General features: G+C 62.5%; 21 protein-coding genes. 15 read left to right on the forward strand and 6 right to left on the reverse strand.

The genetic code is table 11. From position 1 onward, the window contains the following. Window positions 1-78: 78 nt before the first annotated feature. From ACH196_RS05030 to ACH196_RS05050, 5 genes are read left to right on the forward strand one after another with little or no spacing between them, the layout of a single operon-like run. Window positions 79-861, forward strand: a complete 783-nt coding sequence (locus tag ACH196_RS05030) for an ABC transporter ATP-binding protein (RefSeq protein WP_396645461.1) — start codon at window positions 79-81, stop codon at window positions 859-861. Between the two features lie 22 nt (window positions 862-883). Continuing rightward, the gene (locus ACH196_RS05035; protein ID WP_396645463.1) at window positions 884-1435 is read left to right on the forward strand and encodes a hypothetical protein; all 552 of its coding nucleotides are present in this window, start codon (window positions 884-886) and stop codon (window positions 1433-1435) included. Beyond that, window positions 1432-2301 carry an ABC transporter permease gene (locus tag ACH196_RS05040; RefSeq protein ID WP_396645465.1) on the forward strand — a complete coding sequence of 290 codons (870 nt, stop codon included), beginning with the start codon at window positions 1432-1434 and terminating at the stop codon, window positions 2299-2301. Before ACH196_RS05035 ends, ACH196_RS05040 begins: the two co-directional genes overlap by 4 nt. Then, window positions 2298-3458 (forward strand): ABC transporter permease, encoded by a 1161-nt coding sequence (locus ACH196_RS05045; protein WP_396645467.1) that lies wholly within the window; start codon window positions 2298-2300, stop codon window positions 3456-3458. Before ACH196_RS05040 ends, ACH196_RS05045 begins: the two co-directional genes overlap by 4 nt. Window positions 3459-3480: 22 nt before the next feature. After that, window positions 3481-4452, forward strand: a complete 972-nt coding sequence (locus ACH196_RS05050; protein WP_396645469.1) for an ABC transporter substrate-binding protein — start codon at window positions 3481-3483, stop codon at window positions 4450-4452. Between the two features lie 70 nt (window positions 4453-4522). On the opposite strand, the gene ACH196_RS05055 is transcribed toward ACH196_RS05050, so the two are convergent. Beyond that, a complete protein-coding gene (locus ACH196_RS05055) occupies window positions 4523-4810 on the reverse strand; it encodes a hypothetical protein (protein ID WP_396645758.1) in 288 nt (95 codons plus the stop codon). On the opposite strand from ACH196_RS05055, the gene ACH196_RS05060 reads away from it, so the two are divergent. Both ACH196_RS05060 and ACH196_RS05065 read left to right on the forward strand, forming a co-directional pair. Beyond that, window positions 4730-4897 carry a type II toxin-antitoxin system MqsR family toxin gene (locus tag ACH196_RS05060; protein ID WP_396645743.1) on the forward strand — a complete coding sequence of 56 codons (168 nt, stop codon included), beginning with the start codon at window positions 4730-4732 and terminating at the stop codon, window positions 4895-4897. The genes ACH196_RS05055 and ACH196_RS05060 overlap by 81 nt on opposite strands. A gap of 2 nt (window positions 4898-4899) precedes the next feature. After that, window positions 4900-5322, forward strand: a complete 423-nt coding sequence (locus ACH196_RS05065; protein WP_396645471.1) for a type II toxin-antitoxin system MqsA family antitoxin — start codon at window positions 4900-4902, stop codon at window positions 5320-5322. A 21-nt stretch (window positions 5323-5343) separates the two neighbouring features. On the opposite strand, the gene ACH196_RS05070 is transcribed toward ACH196_RS05065, so the two are convergent. After that, on the reverse strand, window positions 5344-6993 hold the full coding sequence (locus ACH196_RS05070) for a thiamine pyrophosphate-binding protein (RefSeq protein ID WP_396645473.1): 1650 nt from the start codon (window positions 6991-6993) through the stop codon (window positions 5344-5346). After that, window positions 6990-8156 carry a CaiB/BaiF CoA transferase family protein gene (locus tag ACH196_RS05075; protein ID WP_396645475.1) on the reverse strand — a complete coding sequence of 389 codons (1167 nt, stop codon included), beginning with the start codon at window positions 8154-8156 and terminating at the stop codon, window positions 6990-6992. The genes ACH196_RS05070 and ACH196_RS05075 overlap by 4 nt, the downstream gene beginning before the upstream one ends. 232 nt (window positions 8157-8388) lie before the next feature. Between ACH196_RS05075 and ACH196_RS05080 the strand changes: the two genes are divergently transcribed. After that, the gene (locus ACH196_RS05080; protein WP_396645477.1) at window positions 8389-10758 is read left to right on the forward strand and encodes a beta strand repeat-containing protein; all 2370 of its coding nucleotides are present in this window, start codon (window positions 8389-8391) and stop codon (window positions 10756-10758) included. Between the two features lie 113 nt (window positions 10759-10871). Here ACH196_RS05080 and ACH196_RS05085 read toward each other — a convergent pair whose 3' ends face one another. Then, entirely contained in the window at window positions 10872-11846 is a 975-nt protein-coding gene (locus ACH196_RS05085) for an alpha/beta fold hydrolase (RefSeq protein ID WP_396645479.1), read from the reverse strand. Here ACH196_RS05085 and ACH196_RS05090 point away from each other — a divergent pair. Beyond that, window positions 11845-12045 (forward strand): hypothetical protein, encoded by a 201-nt coding sequence (locus ACH196_RS05090; protein ID WP_396645481.1) that lies wholly within the window; start codon window positions 11845-11847, stop codon window positions 12043-12045. The two genes, ACH196_RS05085 and ACH196_RS05090, sit on opposite strands and share 2 nt — an antisense overlap. A 108-nt stretch (window positions 12046-12153) precedes the next feature. On the opposite strand, the gene ACH196_RS05095 is transcribed toward ACH196_RS05090, so the two are convergent. After that, window positions 12154-15477, reverse strand: coding sequence for a beta strand repeat-containing protein (locus tag ACH196_RS05095; RefSeq protein ID WP_396645483.1), 3324 nt, complete (start codon window positions 15475-15477; stop codon window positions 12154-12156). Between the two features lie 773 nt (window positions 15478-16250). On the opposite strand from ACH196_RS05095, the gene ettA reads away from it, so the two are divergent. Together ettA and ACH196_RS05105 are read left to right on the forward strand one after the other, a co-directional pair. Then, entirely contained in the window at window positions 16251-17900 is a 1650-nt protein-coding gene (ettA, locus tag ACH196_RS05100) for an energy-dependent translational throttle protein EttA (protein WP_396645485.1), read from the forward strand. A 10-nt stretch (window positions 17901-17910) separates the two neighbouring features. Then, window positions 17911-18663: a BglII/BstYI family type II restriction endonuclease gene (locus ACH196_RS05105; RefSeq protein WP_396645487.1), complete on the forward strand. Its 753-nt coding sequence runs from the start codon at window positions 17911-17913 to the stop codon at window positions 18661-18663. A 3-nt stretch (window positions 18664-18666) separates the two neighbouring features. Here ACH196_RS05105 and ACH196_RS05110 read toward each other — a convergent pair whose 3' ends face one another. Further along, entirely contained in the window at window positions 18667-19311 is a 645-nt protein-coding gene (locus tag ACH196_RS05110) for an MT-A70 family methyltransferase (protein WP_396645488.1), read from the reverse strand. Window positions 19312-19520: 209 nt separating this feature from the next. Between ACH196_RS05110 and ACH196_RS05115 the strand changes: the two genes are divergently transcribed. The 4 genes from ACH196_RS05115 to ACH196_RS05130 all read left to right on the forward strand — a co-directional run bounded on the left by ACH196_RS05115 (window position 19521) and on the right by ACH196_RS05130 (window position 23253). Further along, the gene (locus tag ACH196_RS05115) at window positions 19521-19778 is read left to right on the forward strand and encodes a hypothetical protein (RefSeq protein ID WP_396645490.1); all 258 of its coding nucleotides are present in this window, start codon (window positions 19521-19523) and stop codon (window positions 19776-19778) included. A gap of 439 nt (window positions 19779-20217) precedes the next feature. Continuing rightward, window positions 20218-21075 carry a hypothetical protein gene (locus tag ACH196_RS05120; protein ID WP_396645491.1) on the forward strand — a complete coding sequence of 286 codons (858 nt, stop codon included), beginning with the start codon at window positions 20218-20220 and terminating at the stop codon, window positions 21073-21075. Between the two features lie 151 nt (window positions 21076-21226). Beyond that, window positions 21227-22006 (forward strand): trans-aconitate 2-methyltransferase, encoded by a 780-nt coding sequence (gene tam, locus ACH196_RS05125; RefSeq protein WP_396645493.1) that lies wholly within the window; start codon window positions 21227-21229, stop codon window positions 22004-22006. A 128-nt stretch (window positions 22007-22134) separates the two neighbouring features. Further along, window positions 22135-23253, forward strand: a complete 1119-nt coding sequence (locus ACH196_RS05130; protein ID WP_396645495.1) for a beta-ketoacyl-ACP synthase III — start codon at window positions 22135-22137, stop codon at window positions 23251-23253. Window positions 23254-23267: the final 14 nt, after the last annotated feature.

The raw sequence follows: 23267 nt of genomic DNA on the forward strand, positions 1-23267 counted from the left end.
GCAAATTGATGTTTATACGGCATCAGCGACAGCCTGCCGCTCTTGAAGCTGCCGTGGCCTGTGCAACAAGATGACTTCATGAACACTGCAGTTGTTTCCGCCAGCGGCCTGTCGCTTACTTTCCAGACCAATGACGGTCCGGTCAACGCCCTGTCGGACGTCGATCTCTCGATCGGCAAGGGCGAGTTCGTCTCCTTCATCGGCCCCTCCGGCTGCGGCAAGACGACGTTTTTGCGCGTCATCGCCGACCTGGAAAAACCGACCGCCGGCTCGATCCTCATCAACGGTATGACGGCCGAGCAGGCGCGCGAAAAACGCGCCTATGGCTACGTCTTCCAGGCGGCCGCGTTGCTTCCCTGGCGCACCATCGAGAACAACGTGGCGCTGCCGCTGGAGATCATGGGCATTTCCCGGGCCGAGCAGCGCGAGCGGGTGAAGCGCACGCTCGACCTCGTCAACCTCAGCGGCTTCGAGAACAAATATCCGTGGCAGCTTTCCGGCGGCATGCAGCAACGCGCCTCGATCGCCCGGGCGCTGGCCTTCGACGCCGATCTTTTGCTTATGGACGAGCCGTTCGGGGCGCTGGACGAGATCGTGCGCGACCATCTGAACAAGCAGCTTCTGGAACTCTGGGCGCGCACCACCAAGACGATCTGCTTCGTCACCCATTCCATTCCGGAAGCCGTCTATCTCTCCACCCGCATCGTGGTGATGTCGCCGCGGCCAGGGCGGGTCACCGACGTCATCGAATCCAACCTGCCGCGCGAGCGCCCGCTGCACATCCGCGAGACGCCGGAATTTTTGGAGATCGCCCACCGGGTGCGGGATGGGCTGAGGGCGGGGCATAGTTATGAGGATTGAAGTGGCGCGCGCGAGACGACGGTTGGCTCAGCTCATTCTCGCTTCTGGAATGGCGGCTGCAGGGGTGCTTGCTCCGGTAGCAGTGCCTTTGCAAGGTACCGCTGTCGCGCAGTCCGACCCTCCGCCTGCGTTGCAAACTCGCGACGGGGAACTCAGCACTGTCGTGCTGATCACATCTGATGCGGACTGGCTGGAGAAGTGGAATACTCCTACTTCCAACATTCCGCAGTTCAAGACCGCAAGCCAATTGAAAGCCGGGCAGACGGCAACACTTCTAATTTTCTTTTCCGGACTGGTTCCGGCGGAAGGCCGCCTGAAGGCTTTGTGTACAATTGAAATCCGTAAGCCGAACGGAGTCACTGACGGATTGCCGGAGTCCGTTTGTTACGACCAGATGTCGCTTGGCCAACGGAAGAATGTTTTGTTGGCTGATGCCCGGGTCGAATTCAAGGTGGAGGCCGATGATCCGGAGGGTCTTTGGCTATTTCGAGTAGTCTTGTGGGACCCTAACAGCTCGTCACGAACTGTGAGCGAGGTTGGCGTTCGGCTTCTAGGTGACGGCGGAGATCCGTGAAAAATTCGATTACGCCTGTCACCACCATTCTAATCTTGCTCGTCGTCGTCTGGTACATCGGCGCGGTGTTCATGAACGCACCGTTCCAGCGCGATCTCGACCGGCGCGGCGATGTCACTCGCACCACGCTGGAGTTCGTGCAGGCGACGCTGTCGCAGCCGAAGCCGACGCTGCCGGCGCCGCATCAGGTGGCGGCCAATTTCTTCGAGAACACGTTTCTCAGAAAAATCACCAGCAACCGCAGCCTCGTCTACCATTCCTGGGTGACGCTGTCGTCGACGCTGGTCGGCTTCCTGTTCGGCACGGCGCTGGGCATCGCGATCGCGGTCGGCATCGTGCATCTGAAGTCGCTCGACCGCAGCCTGATGCCGTGGATCATCGCGTCGCAGACAGTGCCCATCCTCGCCATCGCGCCGATGATCATCGTGGTGCTGGCGGCGGTGAACGTCACCGGGCTGATTCCCAAGGCGATGATCTCGACCTATCTGTCGTTCTTCCCGGTCGCCGTCGGCATGGTGAAGGGGCTTCGCTCGCCAGAGATCATGCATCTCGACCTGATGCGCACCTATTTTGCCAGCGCCTCGCAGGTGTTCTGGAAGCTGCGGGTTCCGGCCTCGGTGCCGTTCCTGTTCGCCTCGATGAAGGTGGCGGTGGCGGCGAGCCTGGTCGGCGCCATCGTCGGCGAGCTGCCGACCGGCGCGGTCGCCGGCATCGGCTCGAAACTTTTGGCGGGCTCCTATTACAGCCAGACCATCGACATCTGGGCGGCGCTGGTAGCGGGCTCGGTGGTGGCGGTGCTGCTGGTGGCGCTGGTCGGGCTCGCCGGAAAAATCGTCGAGCGCGCCATGGGAGCGCGGCCGGCATGAGGTCCCGGAACATCTCGTGGCAGGTTTTGGGCTCGCTCGTTCTGGCGCTAGCATCGTTTGCTTTCCTTCCGATCGTTCATGATGAGATTGGGACGCTGAACTTCCCCATGCTCGATCTTCCGCCACCGCTCGGAGGCCAGGGAGGAGCGTTTCTCTCGCTTTTGGTTTTGCTCGTCAGCGTGGCCGCTTTGTCTGCAAGGACCGTTGTAACTGAAGCCACGATTGAGATCGTCGCGGCTCATGTCATTGCGCTGCTGCTGCTCGACATGATTTCAACTGCTGGCAACGGCAATGCCGGAGCGGCGTACTACGTTCTGCTTGCCGCCGCCTGGCTGCTCGCCTGGCGTTGCGTAACCCTGCTGTCCGGCCTGCAGCCGGCGGCGCGCTGGGCTCAAATCCTGCTGCGGCTCGTCATCCCGGCAATCTTCGGCCTGTGGCTGCTGATCTTCTGGGAGGCGATCACGCGCGGCGCCGGCATCCCCTTCATCCTGCTGCCGCCGCCGAGCGCGGTGGGCGCACGCATCGCCACCTCCCTCCCGATCCTCGCCGCCGACGTGCAGCAGACCATCTTCAAGGCGGCGCTTGCCGGCTATGCCATGGGCTGCGCGGCGGGTTTCGTCGTCGCCATCCTCGCCGACCGGTTCCTGTTCCTGCGGCGCGGCCTGATGCCGATCGGCAACATGGTGTCGGCGCTGCCGATCATCGGCGTGGCGCCCATCATGGTCATGTGGTTCGGCTTCGGCTGGGAATCGAAGGCGGCGGTGGTGGTCATCATGACCTTCTTCCCGATGCTGGTGAACACGGTGGCCGGGCTGGCGGCGAGCGGCCACATGGAGCGCGACCTGATGCGTACCTATGCATCGTCCTACTGGCAGACGCTGTTCAAGCTGCGCCTGCCGGCCGCCGCGCCCTTCATCTTCAACGCGCTGAAGATCAACTCGACGCTGGCGCTGATCGGCGCCATCGTCGCCGAATTCTTCGGTACGCCCGTGGTCGGCATGGGGTTCCGCATCTCCACCGAGGTCGGCCGCATGAACATCGACATGGTGTGGGCCGAAATCGCGGTTGCGGCGCTCGCGGGTTCGGTCTTCTATGGCGTGGTCGCCCTGTTCGAAAGGGCCGCCACGTTTTGGCATCCGTCTGTCCGTGGTGGATAGACTTATCCAGAGGGTAGAAAAAATGAAAAGAACGATCGTTTCACTGCTTGCCGGCGCGATGTCGCTCACCGCCTGGCAGGCGCTTGCCGCCGACGCGGTGACGCTGCAGCTCAAATGGGTGACGCAGGCGCAGTTCGCCGGCTATTACGTCGCCAAGGAAAAGGGTTTCTACGAGGAGGAAGGGCTCGACGTCACCATCAAGCCGGGCGGCCCCGACATCGCGCCGGAGCAGGTGATCGCCGGCGGCGGCGCCGACGTCATCGTCGACTGGATGGGCGGCGCGCTGGCCGCCCGCGAAAAGGGCGTGCCGCTGGTCAACATCGCCCAGCCCTTTAAAAAGGCCGGCATGGAACTGGTCTGTCCGAAGGACGGGCCGGTCAAGACCGAAGCCGATTTCAAGGGCCATACACTCGGCGTCTGGTTCTTCGGCAACGAATATCCGTTCTACGCCTGGATGAACAAGCTCGGCCTGCCGACCGAAGGCGGGGCCGACGGTGTCACCGTGCTGAAGCAGTCTTTCGACGTACAGCCGCTGATCCAGAAGCAGGCCGACTGCATCTCAGTCATGACCTACAACGAATACTGGCAGTTGATCGACGCCGGCTACAAGCCGGAAGACCTGATCGTCTTCAACTATACCGCGATGGGCAACGACCTGCTTGAGGACGGCCTCTACGCCATGGAGGACAAGCTCAAGGACCCGGCCTTCGAGGACAAGATGGTGCGCTTCGTCCGCGCCTCCATGAAGGGCTGGAAATACGCCACCGAGAATCCCGACGAGGCGGCCGAAATCGTCGTCGACGCCGGCGGGCAGGACGAAAACCATCAGAAGCGTATGATGGGCGAGGTGGCAAAACTGATCGATAACGCTGACGGCAAGCTCATCGAGGCCGCCTACCAGCGCACGGCTGACGCCCTGCTGGCGCAGAAGATCATCACCAAGGAGCCTTCGGGCGCCTGGACGGCGGCCATCACGGACAAGGCGATCAAGTAAGGGCGGTTGGTTTCACGCAAGATCGGGAAGGGGCGGGCGACCGCCCCTTCTCAATGGGGGATGCCGATCGTTATTCGTCGTGCTTGCAACTACCCCCTGATCCCTTTTGAGATGCCACCTTAATGGTGGCATATAGACTATGGAAAAGCGCAAGCCGAGCTGCCGATATTGCCGCGGTCAAAGCCGCGGTCGGCAGCGTGGAGACGCTGTCGATAACCGCAGCGGCACTGCGAAGCGCGCGGCTATTCGGTTTGATATCGAGGATATCGTAGAGGTCATTCGGAGTGTTGAACGAAGGATGTTCTTCAAATCGATGACGGCCTACGCCGATCATCGCAAGTGGCAGGATGTCTACCATGTACCGGCTCGCGGTATGGTTCTCTATCTAAAGTTCCAGAGCGACGTCGTCACGGAGTTTACGGTGGTGTCTATCAAGGAGAAATAGAGATGGCCACGCCAAAACCACTTCCGGAAACGATGGTGTCTCCCGATACGGGCGAGACGCTGGTCCGGCAAGTTCGACCAGTCACCCTTTCCTACAAAGGCCATGCGGTCACAGTCGACATGCCGGGGTACTACAATCCGAGCAACCCGGACGACGCGGTGCATGTCGGCAATGACATGCATGACTACGACGAAGTCTGGCGCGAACTGCGTCGGCGCGTCGACGGCCTTCCGTCGCCGTCGACAATCAAGGAAATCCGCGCCAAGCTAAAACTGTCGCAACGCGAGGCGGGGGAACTCTTCAAGGTCGGGGAGAATGCGTTCGACAAATACGAGCGCGGGCTCGTCGAGCCGAGCGGCCCGACGACGCAACTCATGAAACTCCTGTCGAAGCATCCGGAACTTGTTGACGAGTTGCGGAAGTAGACGGCGAAGCAGTTTTGTTGCTCACCGCCTCTCGCGAATGTCCGTCAGCGTCCGCGTCGGCGTGATCGCTTCCGGATCGATCCTGACCTCGATGATCGCCGGCTTGCCGCTCGCCCGCGCCCGCTCGAAGGCCGGGGCGAACTGCTCGGTCTTTTCCACCGTCTCGCCATGCCCGCCATAGGCGCGGGCGAGTGCTGCAAAATCCGGGTTTTTCAGGTCGGTGCCGGAGACGCGGCCGGGATATTCGCGCTCCTGGTGCATGCGGATGGTGCCGTAGATGCCGTTATTGACCAGCACCACGATGATCGGCAGGTCGTATTGCACGGCGGTGGCGAATTCCTGGCCGTTCATCAGGAAGCATCCGTCGCCGGCGAAGCAGATGACGTCGCGATCCGGGAAAAGCTGCTTTGCCGCGACCGCCGCCGGCGCGCCGTAGCCCATCGAACCGGAGGTCGGGGCGCCTTGCGTCGCAAAGCGGCGGAAGCGGTGGAAACGATGCACCCAGGTGGCGTAGTTGCCGGCGCCGTTGGTGAAAATCGCGTCGTCGGGCAGCACGGTTTCCAGATAGGCTATGACTTGGCCCATGGCGACCTGGCCGGGGCCGCTCTCCGGCGGCGTCGACCAGTCGAGATAGGCGGCATGCAGCCGCTCGGTCTCGGCTTCCCAGGCAGGCGGCGCTTTCGGCGCGGTCGCGGCGAAGGCCTCGGCGAAGGCGGCTGGCGATGAATTGATGGCAACCGTCGGCCGGTAGACGCGGCCGAGTTCATCCGGATCGGCGTGGACATGGACCAGAGTCTGGTCGGGGTAGGGGCTTTTGAGCAGCGTATAGTCCGAGGACGGCATTTCGCCGAAACGCCCGCCGACCATCAGCACCAGATCGGCCTGCTTGATGTAACTGGCGAGTTTCGGGTTCGGCCCGATGCCGACATCGCCGGCATAACAGGGATGCAGATGGTCGAACAGCATCTGCCGGCGGAAGGAGACACCGACCGGCAGCGCCCAAGCTTCCGCGGCCTTCTCGAATGCCGATTTGGCGTCCGCAGTCCAGCGCGTCCCGCCAAGAATGGCGATCGGCCGCTTGGCGTTCGCCAGCAGGTCGGCGAGCTGCCGCATCTCCGGCTCGCCCGGTCGCGTTTCGACCGGTGTCCAGGCTTTCGCCGCCGGGGCCTCGACTTCGCTCGTCAACATGTCCTCCGGCAGTGCGATCACAACCGGTCCGGGCCGTCCCGAGGTGGCGACTGAGAACGCGCGGGTGACGATTTCCGGAATGCGCGAAGCATCCTCGATCTCCGTCGCCCATTTGGCGATCGGGCCGAAAAACGCGCGGTAGTTCACCTCCTGGAATGCCTCGCGTTCGCGCGCGTGGCTGGCGATCTGGCCGATGAACAGGATCATCGGGATCGAGTCCTGCATGGCGATGTGGACGCCGGCCGAGGCGTTGGTGGCGCCGGGGCCGCGCGTGACGAAGCAGATGCCGGGTTTTCCGGTCAGCCGGCCGTGGCAGTCGGCCATCATCGCTGCACCCCCTTCCTGGCGGCAGACGATGGTCTTGATCGGCGAATCGTGCAGCGCGTCGAGCACGGCCAGATAGCTCTCGCCCGGCACGCAATAGAGACGGTCGACGCCGTTGGCCTCCAGCGCGTCGACGATCAGTTGTCCGCCGGTTTTCATGAGCCCTCCAGTTCGGCAAGGATTTCGGCCGTATGCTCGCCGAGGCGCGGCGAGGGCCGCTCGTATGCCAGAGGCGTCTGCGAAAACACCATCGGCGAACGCACCGAGGGCAGTTGGTTACCGTGGCCGTCGTCGAGGTCGAGCCGCATCTTTCGCGCGATCGCCTGCGGGTCGGCGAACATATCGGCAATCGTGTTGATCGGACTGGCCGGAACGCCGGCCGCTTCCAGCTTTGCGAGCAGCGTGGCGCGATCGAACCCCGCCAGCTTTTCGACCATTGCAGGGCGCAGCGCGGCACGGTTGGCGACACGTGCCGAATTGGTGGAAAATTCCGGATTGTCGGCAAGACCGTCCAGCCCGACCACCGCGCAGAATTTGCGGAACTGGCCGTCATTGCCGACCGCCAGGATGAAATGGCCGTCCGCGACAGGAAGCACCTCGTAGGGCGCGATGTTGGGATGGGCGTTCCCCATTTGCGCGGGCGCCTTGCCGGAGACGAGGTAGTTGAGGTTCTGGTTGGCGAGCACGGAAATCTGCGCGTCGAACAGCGCCATGTCGATGTGCTGGCCTTCGCCGGTAGCCTCGGCGTGGCGAAGCGCCGCCTGGATGGCGATGACCGAATAGAGCCCGGTGAAAACATCGGTCACCGCGACGCCCACCTTCTGCGGTTCGCCGCCGGCCGCACCCGTGATCGACATCAGGCCGGACATGCCCTGGACGATGAAGTCGTAGCCGGCGCGCGCCGCGTAGGGTCCATCCTGGCCGAAGCCGGTGATCGAGCAGTAGATCAGTTTCGGGTTGAGCTTGCGCAGGCTTTCATAATCGAGACCGTATTTCTTCAGGCCGCCGAGCTTGAAGTTTTCGATGAGCACATCGGCGGAAGCTGCCAGTTTTCGAATCGTTTCGGCTCCCTCCGGCGTCGAGAAATCCACCGCGATCGAGCGCTTGCCGCGATTGCAGGAGTGGTAATAGGCGGCCGAGAGGTTCTCGCCGTCCGCCCCTGTGACGAAGGGCGGCCCCCATTTGCGGGTGTCGTCGCCTTCCGGGCTTTCGACCTTGATGACGTCGGCGCCGAGATCGGCCAGCAACTGCCCGGCCCAGGGGCCGGCGAGGATGCGGGCGAGTTCGATGACGCGGATGCCGTGAAGAGGTGGATTGGACATCGCTTCTCTATGCCAGTCCGGCGCGCGCCAGGAAACAGGATTCGGATGCGACAGCTTCGCCGAGGCCGCAGGCACGTGCGGTGCTGCTGCGCAGCTTTTGTCAAGGTGATGCGTGCAATCCTTTTAGAGGCGGAAGCAGTTTTCGTAAAATTTGAGATGACTTTTGTCAAAATTCCAAGAAATATTCATCTATAGGATTTGTTAACCATGAATTTCTATGGGGGGGAATCCTATGGCAATCGTCAAAGACAATACGTTGGGGTTGGCTTCGGTACAGTTCGACCAGGGGGCACAAGCGCTAAGCAATGCTTTTGGCTTGGAAATTCTGTCTGTCGGGGGGCAGACTTTCGTCTATGTCGCAGGTTATCTCGATGACGGCATATCCATCAACAAGCTGGATGCCAGCGGAAATCTCTCCTTCGTCTCGTCGACCTTCGATGTGGGTGCGACAAAACTCGATGGGGTCGCAAATTTCGCATCTGCCAGCTTCGGTTCGACACGCTATCTCTATGCCGCTGGAGCGCTCGAGAGCGGCATCAACACGTTCAAGGTCGGCAATGACGGCAGTCTGACCTTCGTCGGCAGCGTCGCCGACGACGCGACTCTCGAACTGGCCAACAATGAAGGCGAGATGACCGTCGTCCAGAAGGGCGGCAAGCAATTTCTCATCGCGCCTGGCCAGAATGACGACGGCGTCAGTGTCTTCGAATTGCAATCGAACGGTTCGATGACCAACGTCGCCAATCTCTCGGACACCGCAACAACGGCTCTCAACGGCGCCTACGGTACGACATCGTTGACGACGGCAACCTCCACCTTCGTGTTTGTCGGCGGGCGGGTCGACAGTGGCGTATCGGCTTTCGAACTGGGCGCCGACGGATCTCTGACGGAAACCGACACGGTCTTCAACAGCACCGGTCTCAACATCGCGAGTGTATTCTCGCTGGCGACCACCACTGTGGGCGGAAACCATTATCTTATCGCTTCCGGCGAGGCTTCGAATGGCCTCAGCGTTTTTTCGGTCTCCGATACGGGCGTTCTGCTCAACGTGTTCAATATTTCGCATTCGGCGGATATTCCGCTCAACGGTGCCCGAGGCTTGAAGGTCTTCTCATACGGCGGTGAAACCTACCTGGCGGCCGCGGCAACCGGGTCCAGCGGGGCGGTTTCCTATTTTCGCATCGAGGCGAACGGCTCGCTTACCCATATCGACAGCTTCTTCGACGCTGAGAACACTGCGGCACGCCTGACCTACGCTTCGCATGTCGATTTCGTGGAATTGGGCGGCACCGCCTATCTGGTCGCAACAGGGGCTACCGGTGACGGCGTCAATGCGTTGAGCATAGGCGGCGGCAATAGCACGCTCGACGGCACAAGCGGCGTCGATTCGCTCTACGGCTATGGCGGCAACGATACGCTGAACGGGTTGAGCGGGAACGACCGGCTGGATGGCGGACTGGGCGCCGACACGATGGCGGGGGGCAAGGGCGACGACTTCTATATCGTCGATCAACAGGGCGACGTGATCGTCGAGACCGTGGGAAACGGCACGGCCGATCGGGTCGCGGCCCGCGGCAGCTACGCGCTCGCAGCAGATGACGACATCGAACTGTTGACCACGACCAACAGCGCCGCCACGTCGTCGATCAATCTCACCGGCAATCTGGGGTTCCAGACGATCTATGGCAACGCCGGTAACAATGTGCTGAGCCCCGGCGGGGCGAACGGCGCGACGGACGTCATGCGCGGGCTGGGCGGCAACGATACCTACCGTGTGTACAATTCGGGAGACACGATCGTCGAAGGTGCGGCGGAAGGGGCGTCCGACCGCCTGGCCGCCGCGGTGGATTACGTGCTTGGCGCAAATGTCCATATCGAGTTGATGTTCACCAACGGTTCGACCGGAACGGCCTCGATCGACCTCACTGGCAACGCTCTCAAGCAGGAAATCGTCGGCAACGCAGGCAACAATACCCTGCATGACGGCGGAGTCGGCGCGGCCGACTCGATGAGCGGCCTCGGCGGCAACGACACATATCGCGTGTACAACGCCGGCGACGTCATCTTCGAGGCGGCAGGCAACGGCAACGACCGCGTGGCCACGACGGTCAGCTATATTCTGACCGCGGGCGCCGAGGTGGAAACGATCCAGACCAGCTCGACGCTGGGGTTGGGCGCAATCAACCTGACCGGCAATGAGTTCGGACAATCCATTATCGGCAACGCCGGCAACAATCGCCTGGAGGGCAAAGGTGGCGCCGACACTTTGCGCGGGCTGGACGGCCTCGACACATTCGTTTTCGCCAGTTCACTAGGGTCAGGCAATATCGACACGATTGTCGGTTTTGTGGCTGCCGACGACCGCTTCCAACTGTCGAAGGCAATCTTCTCCGCTTTCACGCAGACCGGCGTGATTTCATCCAGTCAATTCCGCGCCAACGCGACGGGCGAGGCCGAGGATGCCAATGACTTCATCATCCAGGACGTCGACAACGGCCGGCTGTATTATGACGCCGACGGTTCGGGGCTAGGTTTGCGCATTCACTTCGCTACCGTTGGAGCGGGCGTGACGTTGACGAGCGCGGATTTCATCATCGCCTGATGGGCGAAATGCCGGCGGACGGAATCAATGTGATCGGGCGCTTGCTGCGTCTTCCGGCATTGCGGCAAGCGCCCGACCGCTTTTTGCCGCAGGATGCCTGGCGACGATATTTGTCAGTGGGGAGCGTTCGTTCGTTGTCTTGGTTGCCGGGCGGAACACTCGGAAACCACGCGTTTCGCCCAGCCGCTGAAATCCGCCGTGATCTCGTCGCGGTTGATGTCGTTCAAGCTTTCGTGGCGAGTCTCCGGCCAAACCTTTGAGACCAGATTCGAAAAGCCCATTTTTCGCATGCGCGCGGCAAGTTTCTCGACAGCTTTGCCGTTTACTGTCGAGGGGTCGGCGCCGCCGCCGGCGAGGTTGAAAGGCAGGTTGCGGCGGACCGATGCAAAGCTGCGGTCGTCGGCGCCGGCGAAGACCATTTTGAACACGTCTTGCCACATCGATACCGATGCATCCCAGCCGCAAAGCGGATCGGTCACGTATTTGTCGACCTCGACGGGGTCGCGCGACAGCCAGTCGGCGGAGGTCCGGTGGTTCGGGATCTTTTTGGCCCAGTCCTGGAAGGTCAGTTTAGGCAGGATGCGCGACGGCACATCGGAGCCGAGGCGGAATTTTTCCCAGGCAAGGATTGCCTGGCCGACCCGGCCGAGCAGGCCGGGTGAAAAATTGGCGTTCCAGACCGCCGCGCCGGCGAGGTGTTTTGAGCGGCGCAGGACCGAGTTCAGCGTAACAATGCCACCCATCGAATGACCGAAGATGATCAGGGGCAGGTCCGGGTGCTTCCTGACTATCTGGTCGTGAACCGCGTCGATATCAGTCAGGACCTTTTCGACGCCGTCATTCGCGGCGAAGCGTCCGGGGACGGCGTCGGCGGCCCTGGTGTGGCCATGGCCGCGATGGTCGTGGGCATAGACATGGAAGCCGGCCCCGGCCAGCGCATCGGCGAAGCGGTCGTAGCGGGCTGAATGTTCGGCCATTCCGTGGTTGATCTGGATGACGCCGACCGGCTTGCCCTCGGCCAGCGTAACGGTCTGGGAAAGCACCGCTCCGGTCGGTGACGCGAACTCCCTGTGGTGACGAGTGACCATGCGTGCCTGGCCCGTTTGCGGCGGCGCCAGGCGCCTCGCCATAGCCTTAGACGATGGCAAGGTGGTCAGCAATCCGGTGCAGGTGCCTGTGCAGCGTGTTCGAGAAACGCGCACCGAAACCGGCCCGGACGACGCGGCCCGGTCGAAAGATCAGGGCTTCAGCCGCGACAGCAGTGCCACCAGTTCGGCTGGCGACTGACGCCGGTCTTCCGGGCAGGCGGCCGGTAACAGGCGATAAATACGCCGGGAGCAGTGATGCTCCCGGCGCTTGACGTTTTCCGGTCCGGCCGAAGCCGGACTATGGGCGTTACACGATGAAGAAATCCGCGTTGGTAATGCCGAGACCTGCTGTCAGTGTCGCGAACAGGGTTGATCCGCCGGCGGCGTTGCCGTTGGTGTCGTAGTAGAGTTCGCCAGTATCGGTCTCGTAGATGATGCGGTCGTTGGCGTCGCCCGCCGTGCCGCTTGTATTGGCCGCGAACTGCGCCGCTGAGAGCACACCGACCCCGATGATGGCATTGAAGATGGCGTTGTCCAACTGAATTGTGTCGTTGACGAAGTTGAAGTCGGTGATGTCGTCGACATTGGTCGCGCCAAGGGCGGTATCGAACAGGAAGTTGTCGTTGTTGCCGCCACCCGTCATGGTGTCGCTGCCTGCCCGGCCGTTCAGCGTGTCCGCGCCGCTGCCACCGAGGATGACGTTGATGGCGCCGTTGCCGGTCAGCGTGTCGCCGAAGGCCGTACCGGTGAGGTTCTCGACCGACGAATAGGTGTCGCCGGCTGCGTCTCCGGTGTTGATCGCCGGCGTGGTCAGGCTTGCGATGACGCCGGCGGCGGCCGTGCTGTAGGAAGCCGTGTCCGATCCGTTGCCGCCGGACAGATCGTCCGCGCCGGTGCCGCCGACCAAGGTGTCATTGCCATCCTGGCCGAACAGATTGTCGTCGCCGCCGAGGCCGATCAGCAAATCGTCGCCGGCGCCGCCGATGATGCTGTTGGCGCTGTTGGTGCCCGTCAGCTTATCGGCGAAGGCCGAGCCGGTGAGGTTTTCGATCGACGCATAGGTATCGCCCAGCGCCTCGCCGGTGTTGGTTGCCGGGCTGAGCAGCGCGGCCGTGACACCCGATGCCGCGTTCTCGTAACTGGCCCGGTCGTTGCCCGCGCCGCCGGACAGATCGTCTGCTCCGGCGCCGCCGTTCAGCACGTCGTCGCCGTCCTGGCCGAACAGATTGTCGTCGCCGCCGAGCCCGATCAGAACATCGTTGCCGGCGCCGCCGATGATGCTGTTGGCGCTGTTGGTGCCGGTCAGCTTGTCGGCGAAGGCCGAGCCCGTGAGGTTCTCGATCGAGGCGAAGGTGTCGCCCAGCGCCTCGCCGGTATTGGTGGCCGGGCTGAGCAGGGCCACGACCACGCCGGCCGCCGCGTTCTCGTAGGAGGCGCGGTCGAATCCGAGCCCGCCCGAGAGATCGTCTGCGCCGACGCCGCCGTTGAGCACGTCGTCGCCGTCATTGCCGAACAGATTGTCGTCGCCGCCGAGGCCGACCAGCACGTCGTTGCCGTTGCCGCCGAGGATGCTGTTGATGCCGCCATTGCCGGTCAGCGTGTCGGCGAAGGCCGAACCGGTCAGGTTCTCGATCGAGGCGTAGGTGTCGCCGGCGGCTTCGCCGGTGTTCGCCGCTGGATTGGTCAGGCTGGCGACCACACCTGCCGCCGCGTTCTCGTAGGAGGCACGGTCGAAGCCGAGGCCGCCGGACAGGTTGTCGGCGCCGGCGCCACCGTTGAGAACGTCGTCGCCGTCGTTTCCAAACAGATTATCGCCTCCGCCGAGGCCGGAGAGCTTGTCGTTGTCATTGCCGCCGATGATGCTGTTGACGCCGTTGGTGCCAATCAGCGTGTCAGCGAAGGCCGAGCCCGTGAGGTTCTCGATCGAGGCGTAGGTATCGCCGGCCGCTTCACCCGTGTTGACGGACGGATCGAACAGGCTCGCCACCACGCCGGAAGTCGCGTTGGCATAGGTTGCCCGGTCGAATCCGAGCCCGCCCGACAGCAGGTCGTCGCTGCCGCCGCCGTCCAGCACGTCGTTGCCGCCGGTGCCGAAAAGCTCGTCGCGGACGGACGTGCCGCGCATCTGCTCGTCGTCATTGTCGCCGAGGATGATCAGCCGGTCGCCCTCGCCGACGCCCGGGTTGAAATCGAACACCTGCAACTGCGACAGGTCGACCGAAGTGGCGGCAAGCATCTCGACGCGGAACTTGTCGGGCGTGCCTACAGCCGAAAAATCGACGATGAGGTTCGCGGCCAGGCCGGCGCCGATCTGGTCGGCGCGGACAGTCACCGACTTTTCGGGCGCCACGGCCTGGAACTCGATTTCCTCGATCGAAAACAGCGCCGTGTCGACGAGGCTGATGTCGCCGGTCGCCAGGATGCGGTCAGAATCGGCGCCGCCGTCGAGCGAGTCGTTGGTGAATGCATCCAGCCCGCCGCCCTGGAACGTGTCGAAGCCCGCATTGCCGAAGGCGATGTCGCTCAGGCTGTCGACCAGAATCGTGTCGCTCGCGGCGTCGCTGGTCGAGAAGCGCTGGCCCTGGAGGATCTGCCCGACCACGTCGCCGGCGGTCGCATTGGTGTGGAACGTCGCGAGCTGGCCGTTGTTCATGGCGGCGATCGAAACGTCGAAATCGTTGTGGGTGGTGCCGACGCTCGATTTGGTCAGGGCTGCCCCGGTGTTCTGGTCGACGAGGGTCCAGACCGGGTCGTTGTGCCCGAAAAAGTCATCAATCGAGCCGACCGCGATCATGCCGTTTGAAAGCACCGTGGCCGAAGGCCCGGTGTCGTTCGAAGTGTTCTGTGAAATGTCGTCCCAGTCGACGAAATTGCCGGCGGCGTCGAAGCGGGCGAGCGTGATGTCGATGTCGCCGTCCCAACCATTGTCCTCGTAGGCAATGGCGAAGCCGCCATTGTCGAGCGCAACCACGCTGGCGTTACGGTTCACGGTGCCGATGTTGTCGAGCTGCGTCGGCGCCAGTCGCACGGTGCCGTTGGCTTCGTAGACGGCATACCACAACTCGTTGCTGGAGCCGACGTTGCGGTGCCAGGCGACGGCGAAGCCGCCGTCGGCCAGCCCGGCGACGCTCGGGTTCTGGTCATTGGCGCCGCTGGCGTCGACCGCGAAGTTCAAGAGCAGGTTGCCGTCGTTGTCGTAAATCCGGAGGTCGACGTCGTTGTCCGTGCCGCCGAAGAAATCCTGGATGGCGACGACGAAACCGCCGCCGGTCAGGGCCGCCACTTCCGGATCCAGGACGTCTGGCCCGCCCTCGCCGATGCTGGTGTCGACCCGCACGGTCGCACCCGTGGTCGTGACGATGCGGAATGACATGTCGGTGCCGATATCCGACAGCACGACGATGTTTCCGTTGCTGAGCTGGGTCACGGCCGAGTCGACGCCGGTGATGACGGACGCGCTTCCCGCAATGTCTCCGTCAGCCTCGAAGGTCGTGAGGTCGGTGTGCCCGATATGATCGCCGACGACGGCGACGCCGCCGTCGGAAAGGCTGGTGGCGTCAGCGCGTCCCGTGATGGAGAAAGGATCGATGCTTTCGAGGAAACCGAATGAAAAGCTTGTGGTGATGGCCATGGATAGAACTCCCGTTCTGGTTACGGTTGATCCGGATTGCGCGGCGCGCCCGGTCCCCGAGCCGGAATTGGCCGGTTCTCGCGCGGCAAGGGCAGGGCAAAAGTCGGTCGTCGGGCGCGGCAAAGCACACCGCCCGTATCAGGACCGCATCCAGATGAGCCCGGCCAAAACGACTTAAGACAACGCGTCAGGTTTCCCGCCCATGACACGGAGGCGTTGACAGTCCCGCATTACCCATGAAGCGGACGGCTTAGGCAGTCCGTATCGCAGGGTGATTTGTGTAAATCTCTCCTGTTCCCATTGCTTGTCTCTTCAAGCAGAGGGCCTGTTGTTTACCATCTTGCCCCAGCGTCCACATTTCGGGACGGGCGAAGCTCCAGCTAGGAGAAAAAAGAGCTTCAAGATATACGGTTAAACAACTTTTGTTTTTCTTACATTATGCAAAGTATTTCGATTCAAGCAAGGAGAAATTGTAAATTAATCCACAATCTACGATTGTTAATACCTTTAGGATATGGTCGATATTTCAAATTTCCTTTGCCTGTCAGATGGTTGATCGATCGCCGTCAAATTTGGAATGAAGGCATTTTTGTGGAAAGTTGCAACATTTGCGTGCCGATTATCAACCCAGCGTTTCAGTTCAGGCCGTCCGTGCGGCGTTGCCGCGCGGGTCTGCCGGCGCTCGAATCGCCGCCACTTGGACATTGCCGTTTGGCGCCGCTTCGCCTACATAGCGCGCGACCCTCCGAAACCCGTCCAAGGATATTGCGCGCGTGGCACGCCAGTTCATCTATCACATGTCGGGCCTCTCCAAGGCCTACGGCACCAAGAAGGTGCTGGAGAACATCCACCTGTCCTTCTACCCCGACGCAAAGATCGGCATTCTCGGCCCCAACGGCTCGGGCAAGTCGACCATCCTCAAGATCATGGCCGGGCTGGACAAGGAATATTCCGGCGAGGCGTGGCTGGCCGACGGCGCCACCGTCGGCTACCTCGCGCAGGAGCCGCAGCTCGACCCCGACAAGACCGTGTTCGAGAACGTCATGGAGGGGGTCAAGAAGAAGACCGCCATCATCGAGCGCTACAATGAGCTGATGATGAACTATTCCGACGAGACGGCCGACGAGTCCGCGAAACTGCAGGACGAGATGGACCGCCTCAACCTGTGGGATCTCGAGCAGCAGGTTGAGATGGCCATGGAGGCGCTGCAGTGCCCGCCCGGCGATTCCGAGGTGACCAACCTCTCCGGCGGCGAGCGCCGCCGCGTCGCGCTCTGCCGCCTGCTGCTGGAGCAGCCCGACCTGCTGCTGCTCGACGAGCCGACCAACCACCTCGACGCCGAGACCACGCAGTGGCTGGAAAAGCACCTGCGCGATTATCCCGGCTCGGTGCTGATCATCACCCACGACCGCTACTTCCTCGACAACGTCACCGGCTGGATTCTGGAGCTCGACCGCGGCCGTGGCATCCCCTACGAGGGCAACTACACCAAATATCTCGACGCCAAGGCAAAACGCCTGATCCAGGAGGGCCGCGAGGACGACGCCCGCCAGAAGGCGATCTGGCGCGAGCGCGAGTGGATCGCCTCCTCGCCGAAGGCCCGCCAGACCAAGTCCAAGGCGCGCATCAAAGCCTATGAGGATCTGGTCGAGCAGGCCGACAAGCGCCGGCCGACCGACACGCAGATCGTCATCCCGGCCGGAGAGCGGCTCGGCAACGTGGTCATCGAGGTCGCCGACATTGACAAGGGTTTTGGCGAGGAACTTTTGATCGAGAACCTGTCGTTCAAGCTGCCGCCCGGCGGCATCGTCGGCGTCATCGGCCCCAACGGCGCCGGCAAGACCACGCTGTTCAAGATGATCACCGGCCAGGAAAAGCCGGACGACGGCTCGATCCGCGTCGGCGAGACGGTAAAACTCGGTTACGTCGACCAGAGCCGCGATGCGCTTGACCCGACCAAGACGGTCTGGGAGGAAATCTCGGGCGGCGCCGAGGTCATCAAACTCGGCAAGCACGAGGTCAACTCACGCGCCTATTGCTCGTCCTTCAATTTCCGCGGCGGCGACCAGCAGCAGAAGGTCGGCAACCTCTCGGGCGGCCAGCGCAACCGCGTGCACCTGGCAAAGATGCTGAAGAACGGCGGCAACGTGCTGCTGCTCGACGAGCCGACCAACGACCTCGACACCGAAACGCTGGGCGCGCTGGAAGACGCTCTGGAAAACTACGCCGGCTGCGCCGTCATCATCAGCCACGACCGCATGTTTTTGGACCGCATGGCCACCCACATGCTGGCCTTCGAGGGCGACGCCCATGTCGAGTGGTTCGAGGGCAATTTCGAGGAATACGAAAAGGACAAGGCCCGCCGCCTGGGACCGGAGGCGCTCGTGCCTCACCGCATGACGCACAAGAGGTTGACGCGGTAAGGGCAGCCCGATGTTCGATCGGCTGCGAGAGCGAGGCTTCGACATACTCGCGCTTCATCATGCCGAGGCGATCATTTCGCGCGACATGGCCCTTGCCGAGGCGGAGATCGAGCAGTCTTTACTTGAACTGAATATTCCAATTGCCGAGATCGTTGCGGGAGGAGGCGGAGAAGCCGGTTTGACGCAACGGCTTCGCCGAGGTCTTGCCGAGCGCGGCTGGCGCAAGCGCAATATTCAGGTGCGTAAGCTTGTGAAATGGGGTGACGATCAGCCCGAGCGGGAGGTCGCCGCGCTGTCTCATGAAATTGACCACGTTAAAGGCTTCGGAGTGGAGGAGTCGATCTTTGCGCTCGAAATCGAATGGAATAACAAGGATCCATTCTTCGACCGCGACCTTGAGAGCTTCAAACGACTACATGCCGAGGGTGCTGTTTCGGTAGGCGGAATCATTACTCGTGGCGAGAGCCTTCAGCGAGATATGCGAGGACTCTTAAAACGTTTCGCCGATGAAGCAGAACTCAATGATCTCGATCAACTTGACGCTCGGGGCTACACGCCGACACGCCGCCAGCGCAAAATGATTCTTGAACGGGCCGAAAGGACTGGCGATTTACGGCAGTCATGGGTCGATGCGTTCGTCAGCGATAAATTCGGTGAGGCCACGACCCACTGGCGGAAACTCCAAGACAGAGTTCTGCGTGGTGTGGGCAATCCTTGCCCGCTGGTTCTTATTGGAATTCCGTCTGGGGCTGTGACTTTCTAGCCGTTACTCAGCCGCCTCCGCCGCCGAATTGTAAGCATACGTTTTCCATGTCGGCTTATAATCCTCGTCAGCCTGATTGCCCCAGTAGGTCCAGCCCGGCCGCGTTCCGCGTGCGAACAGTTCCAGATATGGACCCTTCGAGCAGCTTTCGATTAGCTCGTATTGTTCGTCCGGTTTGCGCGAGTGCTCGCGCTTGCGCGACGACATATAGTTGACTTGGCTTCGTCCCGGCGCTTCCGTTCGCGCGTTTTTCCCACGCGTGCCGAACAGCAAAAGTTCAGTGACGTTGCGAAAGTAGAAGCCGACGCCCCGTCCATCCGACCCGCCGTCCTTGCGAACCTTGTGCCAGACGATATTTGCCTTGTATTCGAAACCCCAGGCTTTCATGACTCGAAGGCCGTCGGGCAGCAGCGCGTTCGGCACCCACAGATAGAGATGAGCAGGCTGCCATGTGAGGTCGGCGACCGGCAATTCGCAAATGTCATCCGTGGTCATCGTCTCGTAGCGCGAGAGCCTGCGATGCTCCGGAGCCACCTTTCCAGTTCGATTGGTAAAGCGCCACGGGGGATCGGCGAGCACCGTGTGAAAGCGCTTCCCACCAGTTCGCTTCGCCAAGTCGATGGCGGCATTCATCGCTTCGGCGTTCACGGCAAATCCCCTTACATGATGAACAAAAACAGAACAAACCCTTTAAGTCAAGATTGCACGATTCGAAGGGGCTGTCCGAAGGAATCCATTTGAAACGGCTATAATCCCCCACGGGATGAGAGTGCCAGCCGTTCGCGAATTGGCGAAAACGTTACCAATCTCCCTCAAGTTCGATATCCTTCCAGCCTTCTGCGATAGAGGCCATTCCCATGGAAAACATCGACCGGCTGGACGACATCCGCACCAAACTGATTGAAGCGAAGGAGGTTTTGGAGCGGGCGCGTTACAGGGTGGATGCGCTCGACCTGATTCTTGAGGGCGTCGCCGACCAGAAGGTCCGGGGCGCTTGCCACGAAGTGTTTGGACTGACCACCGAGCAGTTGGACGCCTTGGACGACCGGCTGGACGAGATCTACCGGGATGTGGCGGCGATTGTGCGCGAAGCCCGCGACAAGGCGCCGGAATAAAGCCGGCGCGAGACAGCTTCACCGGCGGATTGCCCGGCTCATGCAATTCCATGTTGTCCGCGGATCATAGGGTGAAACTCCGGCCGATGCCGGAATGGCAAGCGTCGGTCTTTTGAGGATTTTTGTGAGGACTTTTTGCGGCCGCTTGGTCATGCTTGTTACGCAAAAATCCAATCGGGTTGCCGCCAACTATCTGTTTCTGCTCGGCTTTACAGGCATGACATTGTTTTCGACCGGCCTTGCGCCCAGGCTGGGAAGGCCATGATGCAGGCCGTGGCCTCTCGAAAAATGAAACCTTTTCAATGTGTTGTGCAGGTGGCGATGGCAGCCTCGCCTTCCCGTCATCGTCAAGGATTATTTTCTTAGGGTGCTTGTATTTGTTCCCTATATGTTCCATACTGAATGCTGGCCCTGTCTGGAGGAGGCAGCGGGGGAGTTGATGGACGGAAGTTTGGCGATCGAGAAGAACCGGGAAGCGCTGAAGCGTATCCTGGCAATGCTTGTCGGCATGGCCGAGATGGCCGGCGGGGCGTCAACTCTGCCCCGTCATCTCTACCGCGCCATCTTGCGGTTGCTGCGCCCGGCCGAATCCGCCGCCCGGCGCCTCATCATCGCGGCGGCGCGCGGCATCGTGGTGGCCTTGCCGCCGGTGCGCCCGCGAAAACCGAAGCCCGTGGACACGGCGGCCGCCATGCGCCGCCTCGGCCTCGCCGTCACCGTGTCGAATGACGATCTCAGGCGCGCCGCCGCGGCGAAGAAAGCCGCAGCGCTGCGCGCCGCCAGGCCCCGCACAATGAGCCTGCCGCTGTTCGATCCGCCGAAATATCCGTTCCGCATCCGCCGCAAGTATGTGCCGGCGCACGCCATGCCGCGCATCTGGGTTCCCGGCTTCAGCGAGCCGGCTCCGCTGCCGCTGCCACCGCCCCCGCCATCGCGTGACGACCCGATCGATGCGGCGCGTCTGTCGTTGCGGCTCGCCGCGCTGGGTGCGGCCCTCGACGACCTGCCAAAACAGGCCAAACGCTTCGCCCGCTGGAAGGCGCGTTGCGATGCGGCAGTTGCGGAAATGAGGCAAATCGGCAGCGCTGTAATTGTGCGCGGCAGGACGGCGCGCGGCACGGTCCGGTTCCAGCGGACACGGCCGCTATGGTCCGGCCGGCCGCCGGGCGGCCGGCTGTCGCCCTACGATCCCATCGCCCGGCGTAGCAAGAACATTCGCGAGATCGACGATATCTTGGCGCACTGCCATGCGCTGGCCTTGGACGCGCTGGATCAGCCGCGCCCCGACACGTCGTGACGGCGCCCTCGCGCGACGCAACACCGGAAGGGCAAGAGCCACGGCGGATTTCCGCTGTGTGGCGACGACAGCGCTTGTGGCGTCGGTCGATTTGAATGCAAACTGCCCGGCAATGGCCTCCGCGAACAATTGCTTTCCCCCGGCTCGTACGATGCAGAAGACGACGAAAGACTGGTCCGCGCAAAAATACCTGCAGTTCGAGAACGAGCGGACGCGGCCGGCGCGCGACCTGTTGGCGCAAGTCCCGCTCGAAAATCCGCGCCGCGTCGTCGACATCGGCTGCGGGCCGGGCAATTCGACCGAATTGCTGGCGGCTCGGTGGCCGCAGGCAAGGGTCAGTGGCATCGATTCCTCGCCCGACATGATCGACAAGGCGCGCAAACGCCTGCCGGGGCTCGACTTTTCGCTGGCCGACATCGCCCCCTGGACGCCGGATGCGCCGGTCGACGTGCTGTTCGCCAATGCCGTCCTGCAATGGCTGCCCGGCCATGAAACGCTGCTGCCACGCCTTTTCGGCCTGCTCGCGCCCGGCGGCGTGATGGCGATCCAGATGCCCGACAATGTGTCAGAACCCTCGCACCAACTGATGCGGGAGACGGCGGCGGCCATGCCCTTCGCCGCCAAGCTAGCAAACGCGGCGCGCCCGCCGCTGCCGCCCGTCGGCTTCTACTACGACCTGCTGGCGCCGCATGCTGCGCTGGTCGACGTCTGGCACATCGCCTACAACCACCCGCTGGCCGATGCGAAGGCAATCGTCGACTGGGTGAGTTCGACCGGGCTGAAACCGTTCCTCGACCCGCTCGGCGCGGACGAGCAGGAAAAATTCCTTGCGGCCTATTCGGCTGGCATCGCCGAGGCTTACCCACCGCGCGCCGACGGCCGCGTGCTGTTGCGCTTCCCGAGATTGTTCATCGTCGCGCAGCGGGCATGATGAGCCGGCCTTTGCGGCGCGATTAATTCAGCGTAAACGGGTGCGGCGCAATGTGACGCCGCCGGGGCGGGTGAGCCGGGCCGGGGGCGCAAGCCGGTCGCGCGGAAGTCACGGAAGTCATAACAAGCATGCATCGCGTCATGATCAGCGGGATCGGGGTGCTGATCCCCGAGGCTGCCATCACCAACGAAGAGCTGGTCGCAAGCTTCAACACCTATGTCGACGCCGAGAACGCGCGGCGCGAGGGTACCGAAAAACCGCCGCTGCAAAAATCGGCCGAGGAATTTATTGCCTATGCCTCCGGCGTGAAGACACGGCATGTGCATACGCTGGACGGCATCCTCGACCCCGACCGCATGGCGCCGCGCATTCCGCCGCGCGCCGACGACGAACTGTCCGTCATGGCCGAGTTCGGCGTCGGGTCCGCCCTGCGGGCGCTCGACCATGCCGGGCTGACCGGGGCAGACATCGACCTCGTCATCTGCGCGGCCTCGCACCACCAGCGGCCCTATCCGGCGATCGCCATCGAGATACAGCAGGCGATCGGCGCGCCCGGCGCCGGCTTCGACATGGGGCTCGGCTGCTCCTCGGCCGCCGCCGGCCTGCACGTCGCCGCCAATCTGGTCAGGGCAGGGGCGCAGCGCCGCGTGCTGGTGGTAACGCCGGAGATCATCACCGGCCATCTCGATTTCCGTGACCGCCAGACGCATTTCATCTTCGGTGATGCCTCCACCGCCATGATCGTCGAGCGGATGGGCGACGAGCCGAGGCCCGGTCGCTTCGAGGTGGTCGACACGCGCGGCTGGACGCAATTCTCCAACAACATCCGCACCAATTTCGGCTTCCTGCTGCGCGATGGGCTGGACGACACTTCGGCCATTCCCACGGAAGGCAATCTGATCAAGCAGGTCGGCAACAAGGTGTTTAAGGAAGTCACCGTCGCCGGCCACCGCTTCATCGTCGACTTTTTGGCTGAGCACGGGCTGACGCCAGACGACATCAGACGTTTCTGGCTGCACCAGGCCAACGCCCGCATGAACGCCATGATTTTAAAGCTCTCCTTCGGCCACGATGTCGGCCGCGACCGCGCCCCGATGGTGCTGGACCGGCTGGGCAACACCGCCGCCGCCGGCGCGGTGGTCGCGCTGAAGGAAAACCACGAGGACATGGAGCGTGGCGACTGGGGCCTGCTCTGCGCCTTCGGGGCGGGATATTCGATCGGCGGCGCGCTGCTCAGGATGATGTAGGGTTGGCCGTTAGG

The sequence above is a fragment of the Mesorhizobium sp. IMUNJ 23232 genome (genome assembly GCF_044326205.1).
GTDB lineage: Bacteria > Pseudomonadota > Alphaproteobacteria > Rhizobiales > Rhizobiaceae > Kumtagia.

Coding starts and splice junctions, on each gene's coding strand:
- ACH196_RS05075 (WP_396645475.1), bottom strand. CDS start 8,156: ATGTCCAATCCACCTCTTCACGGCATCCGCGTCATCGAACTCGCCCGC.
- ACH196_RS05105 (WP_396645487.1), top strand. CDS start 17,911: ATGTTCGATCGGCTGCGAGAGCGAGGCTTCGACATACTCGCGCTTCAT.
- ACH196_RS05130 (WP_396645495.1), top strand. CDS start 22,135: ATGCATCGCGTCATGATCAGCGGGATCGGGGTGCTGATCCCCGAGGCT.
- ACH196_RS05115 (WP_396645490.1), top strand. CDS start 19,521: ATGGAAAACATCGACCGGCTGGACGACATCCGCACCAAACTGATTGAA.
- ACH196_RS05045 (WP_396645467.1), top strand. CDS start 2,298: ATGAGGTCCCGGAACATCTCGTGGCAGGTTTTGGGCTCGCTCGTTCTG.
- ACH196_RS05055 (WP_396645758.1), bottom strand. CDS start 4,810: ATGGTAGACATCCTGCCACTTGCGATGATCGGCGTAGGCCGTCATCGA.
- ACH196_RS05090 (WP_396645481.1), top strand. CDS start 11,845: ATGCGTGCCTGGCCCGTTTGCGGCGGCGCCAGGCGCCTCGCCATAGCC.
- tam (WP_396645493.1), top strand. CDS start 21,227: ATGCAGAAGACGACGAAAGACTGGTCCGCGCAAAAATACCTGCAGTTC.
- ACH196_RS05030 (WP_396645461.1), top strand. CDS start 79: ATGAACACTGCAGTTGTTTCCGCCAGCGGCCTGTCGCTTACTTTCCAG.
- ACH196_RS05120 (WP_396645491.1), top strand. CDS start 20,218: ATGGACGGAAGTTTGGCGATCGAGAAGAACCGGGAAGCGCTGAAGCGT.
- ACH196_RS05095 (WP_396645483.1), bottom strand. CDS start 15,477: ATGGCCATCACCACAAGCTTTTCATTCGGTTTCCTCGAAAGCATCGAT.
- ACH196_RS05070 (WP_396645473.1), bottom strand. CDS start 6,993: ATGAAAACCGGCGGACAACTGATCGTCGACGCGCTGGAGGCCAACGGC.
- ACH196_RS05085 (WP_396645479.1), bottom strand. CDS start 11,846: ATGGTCACTCGTCACCACAGGGAGTTCGCGTCACCGACCGGAGCGGTG.
- ACH196_RS05065 (WP_396645471.1), top strand. CDS start 4,900: ATGGCCACGCCAAAACCACTTCCGGAAACGATGGTGTCTCCCGATACG.
- ACH196_RS05080 (WP_396645477.1), top strand. CDS start 8,389: ATGGCAATCGTCAAAGACAATACGTTGGGGTTGGCTTCGGTACAGTTC.
- ACH196_RS05050 (WP_396645469.1), top strand. CDS start 3,481: ATGAAAAGAACGATCGTTTCACTGCTTGCCGGCGCGATGTCGCTCACC.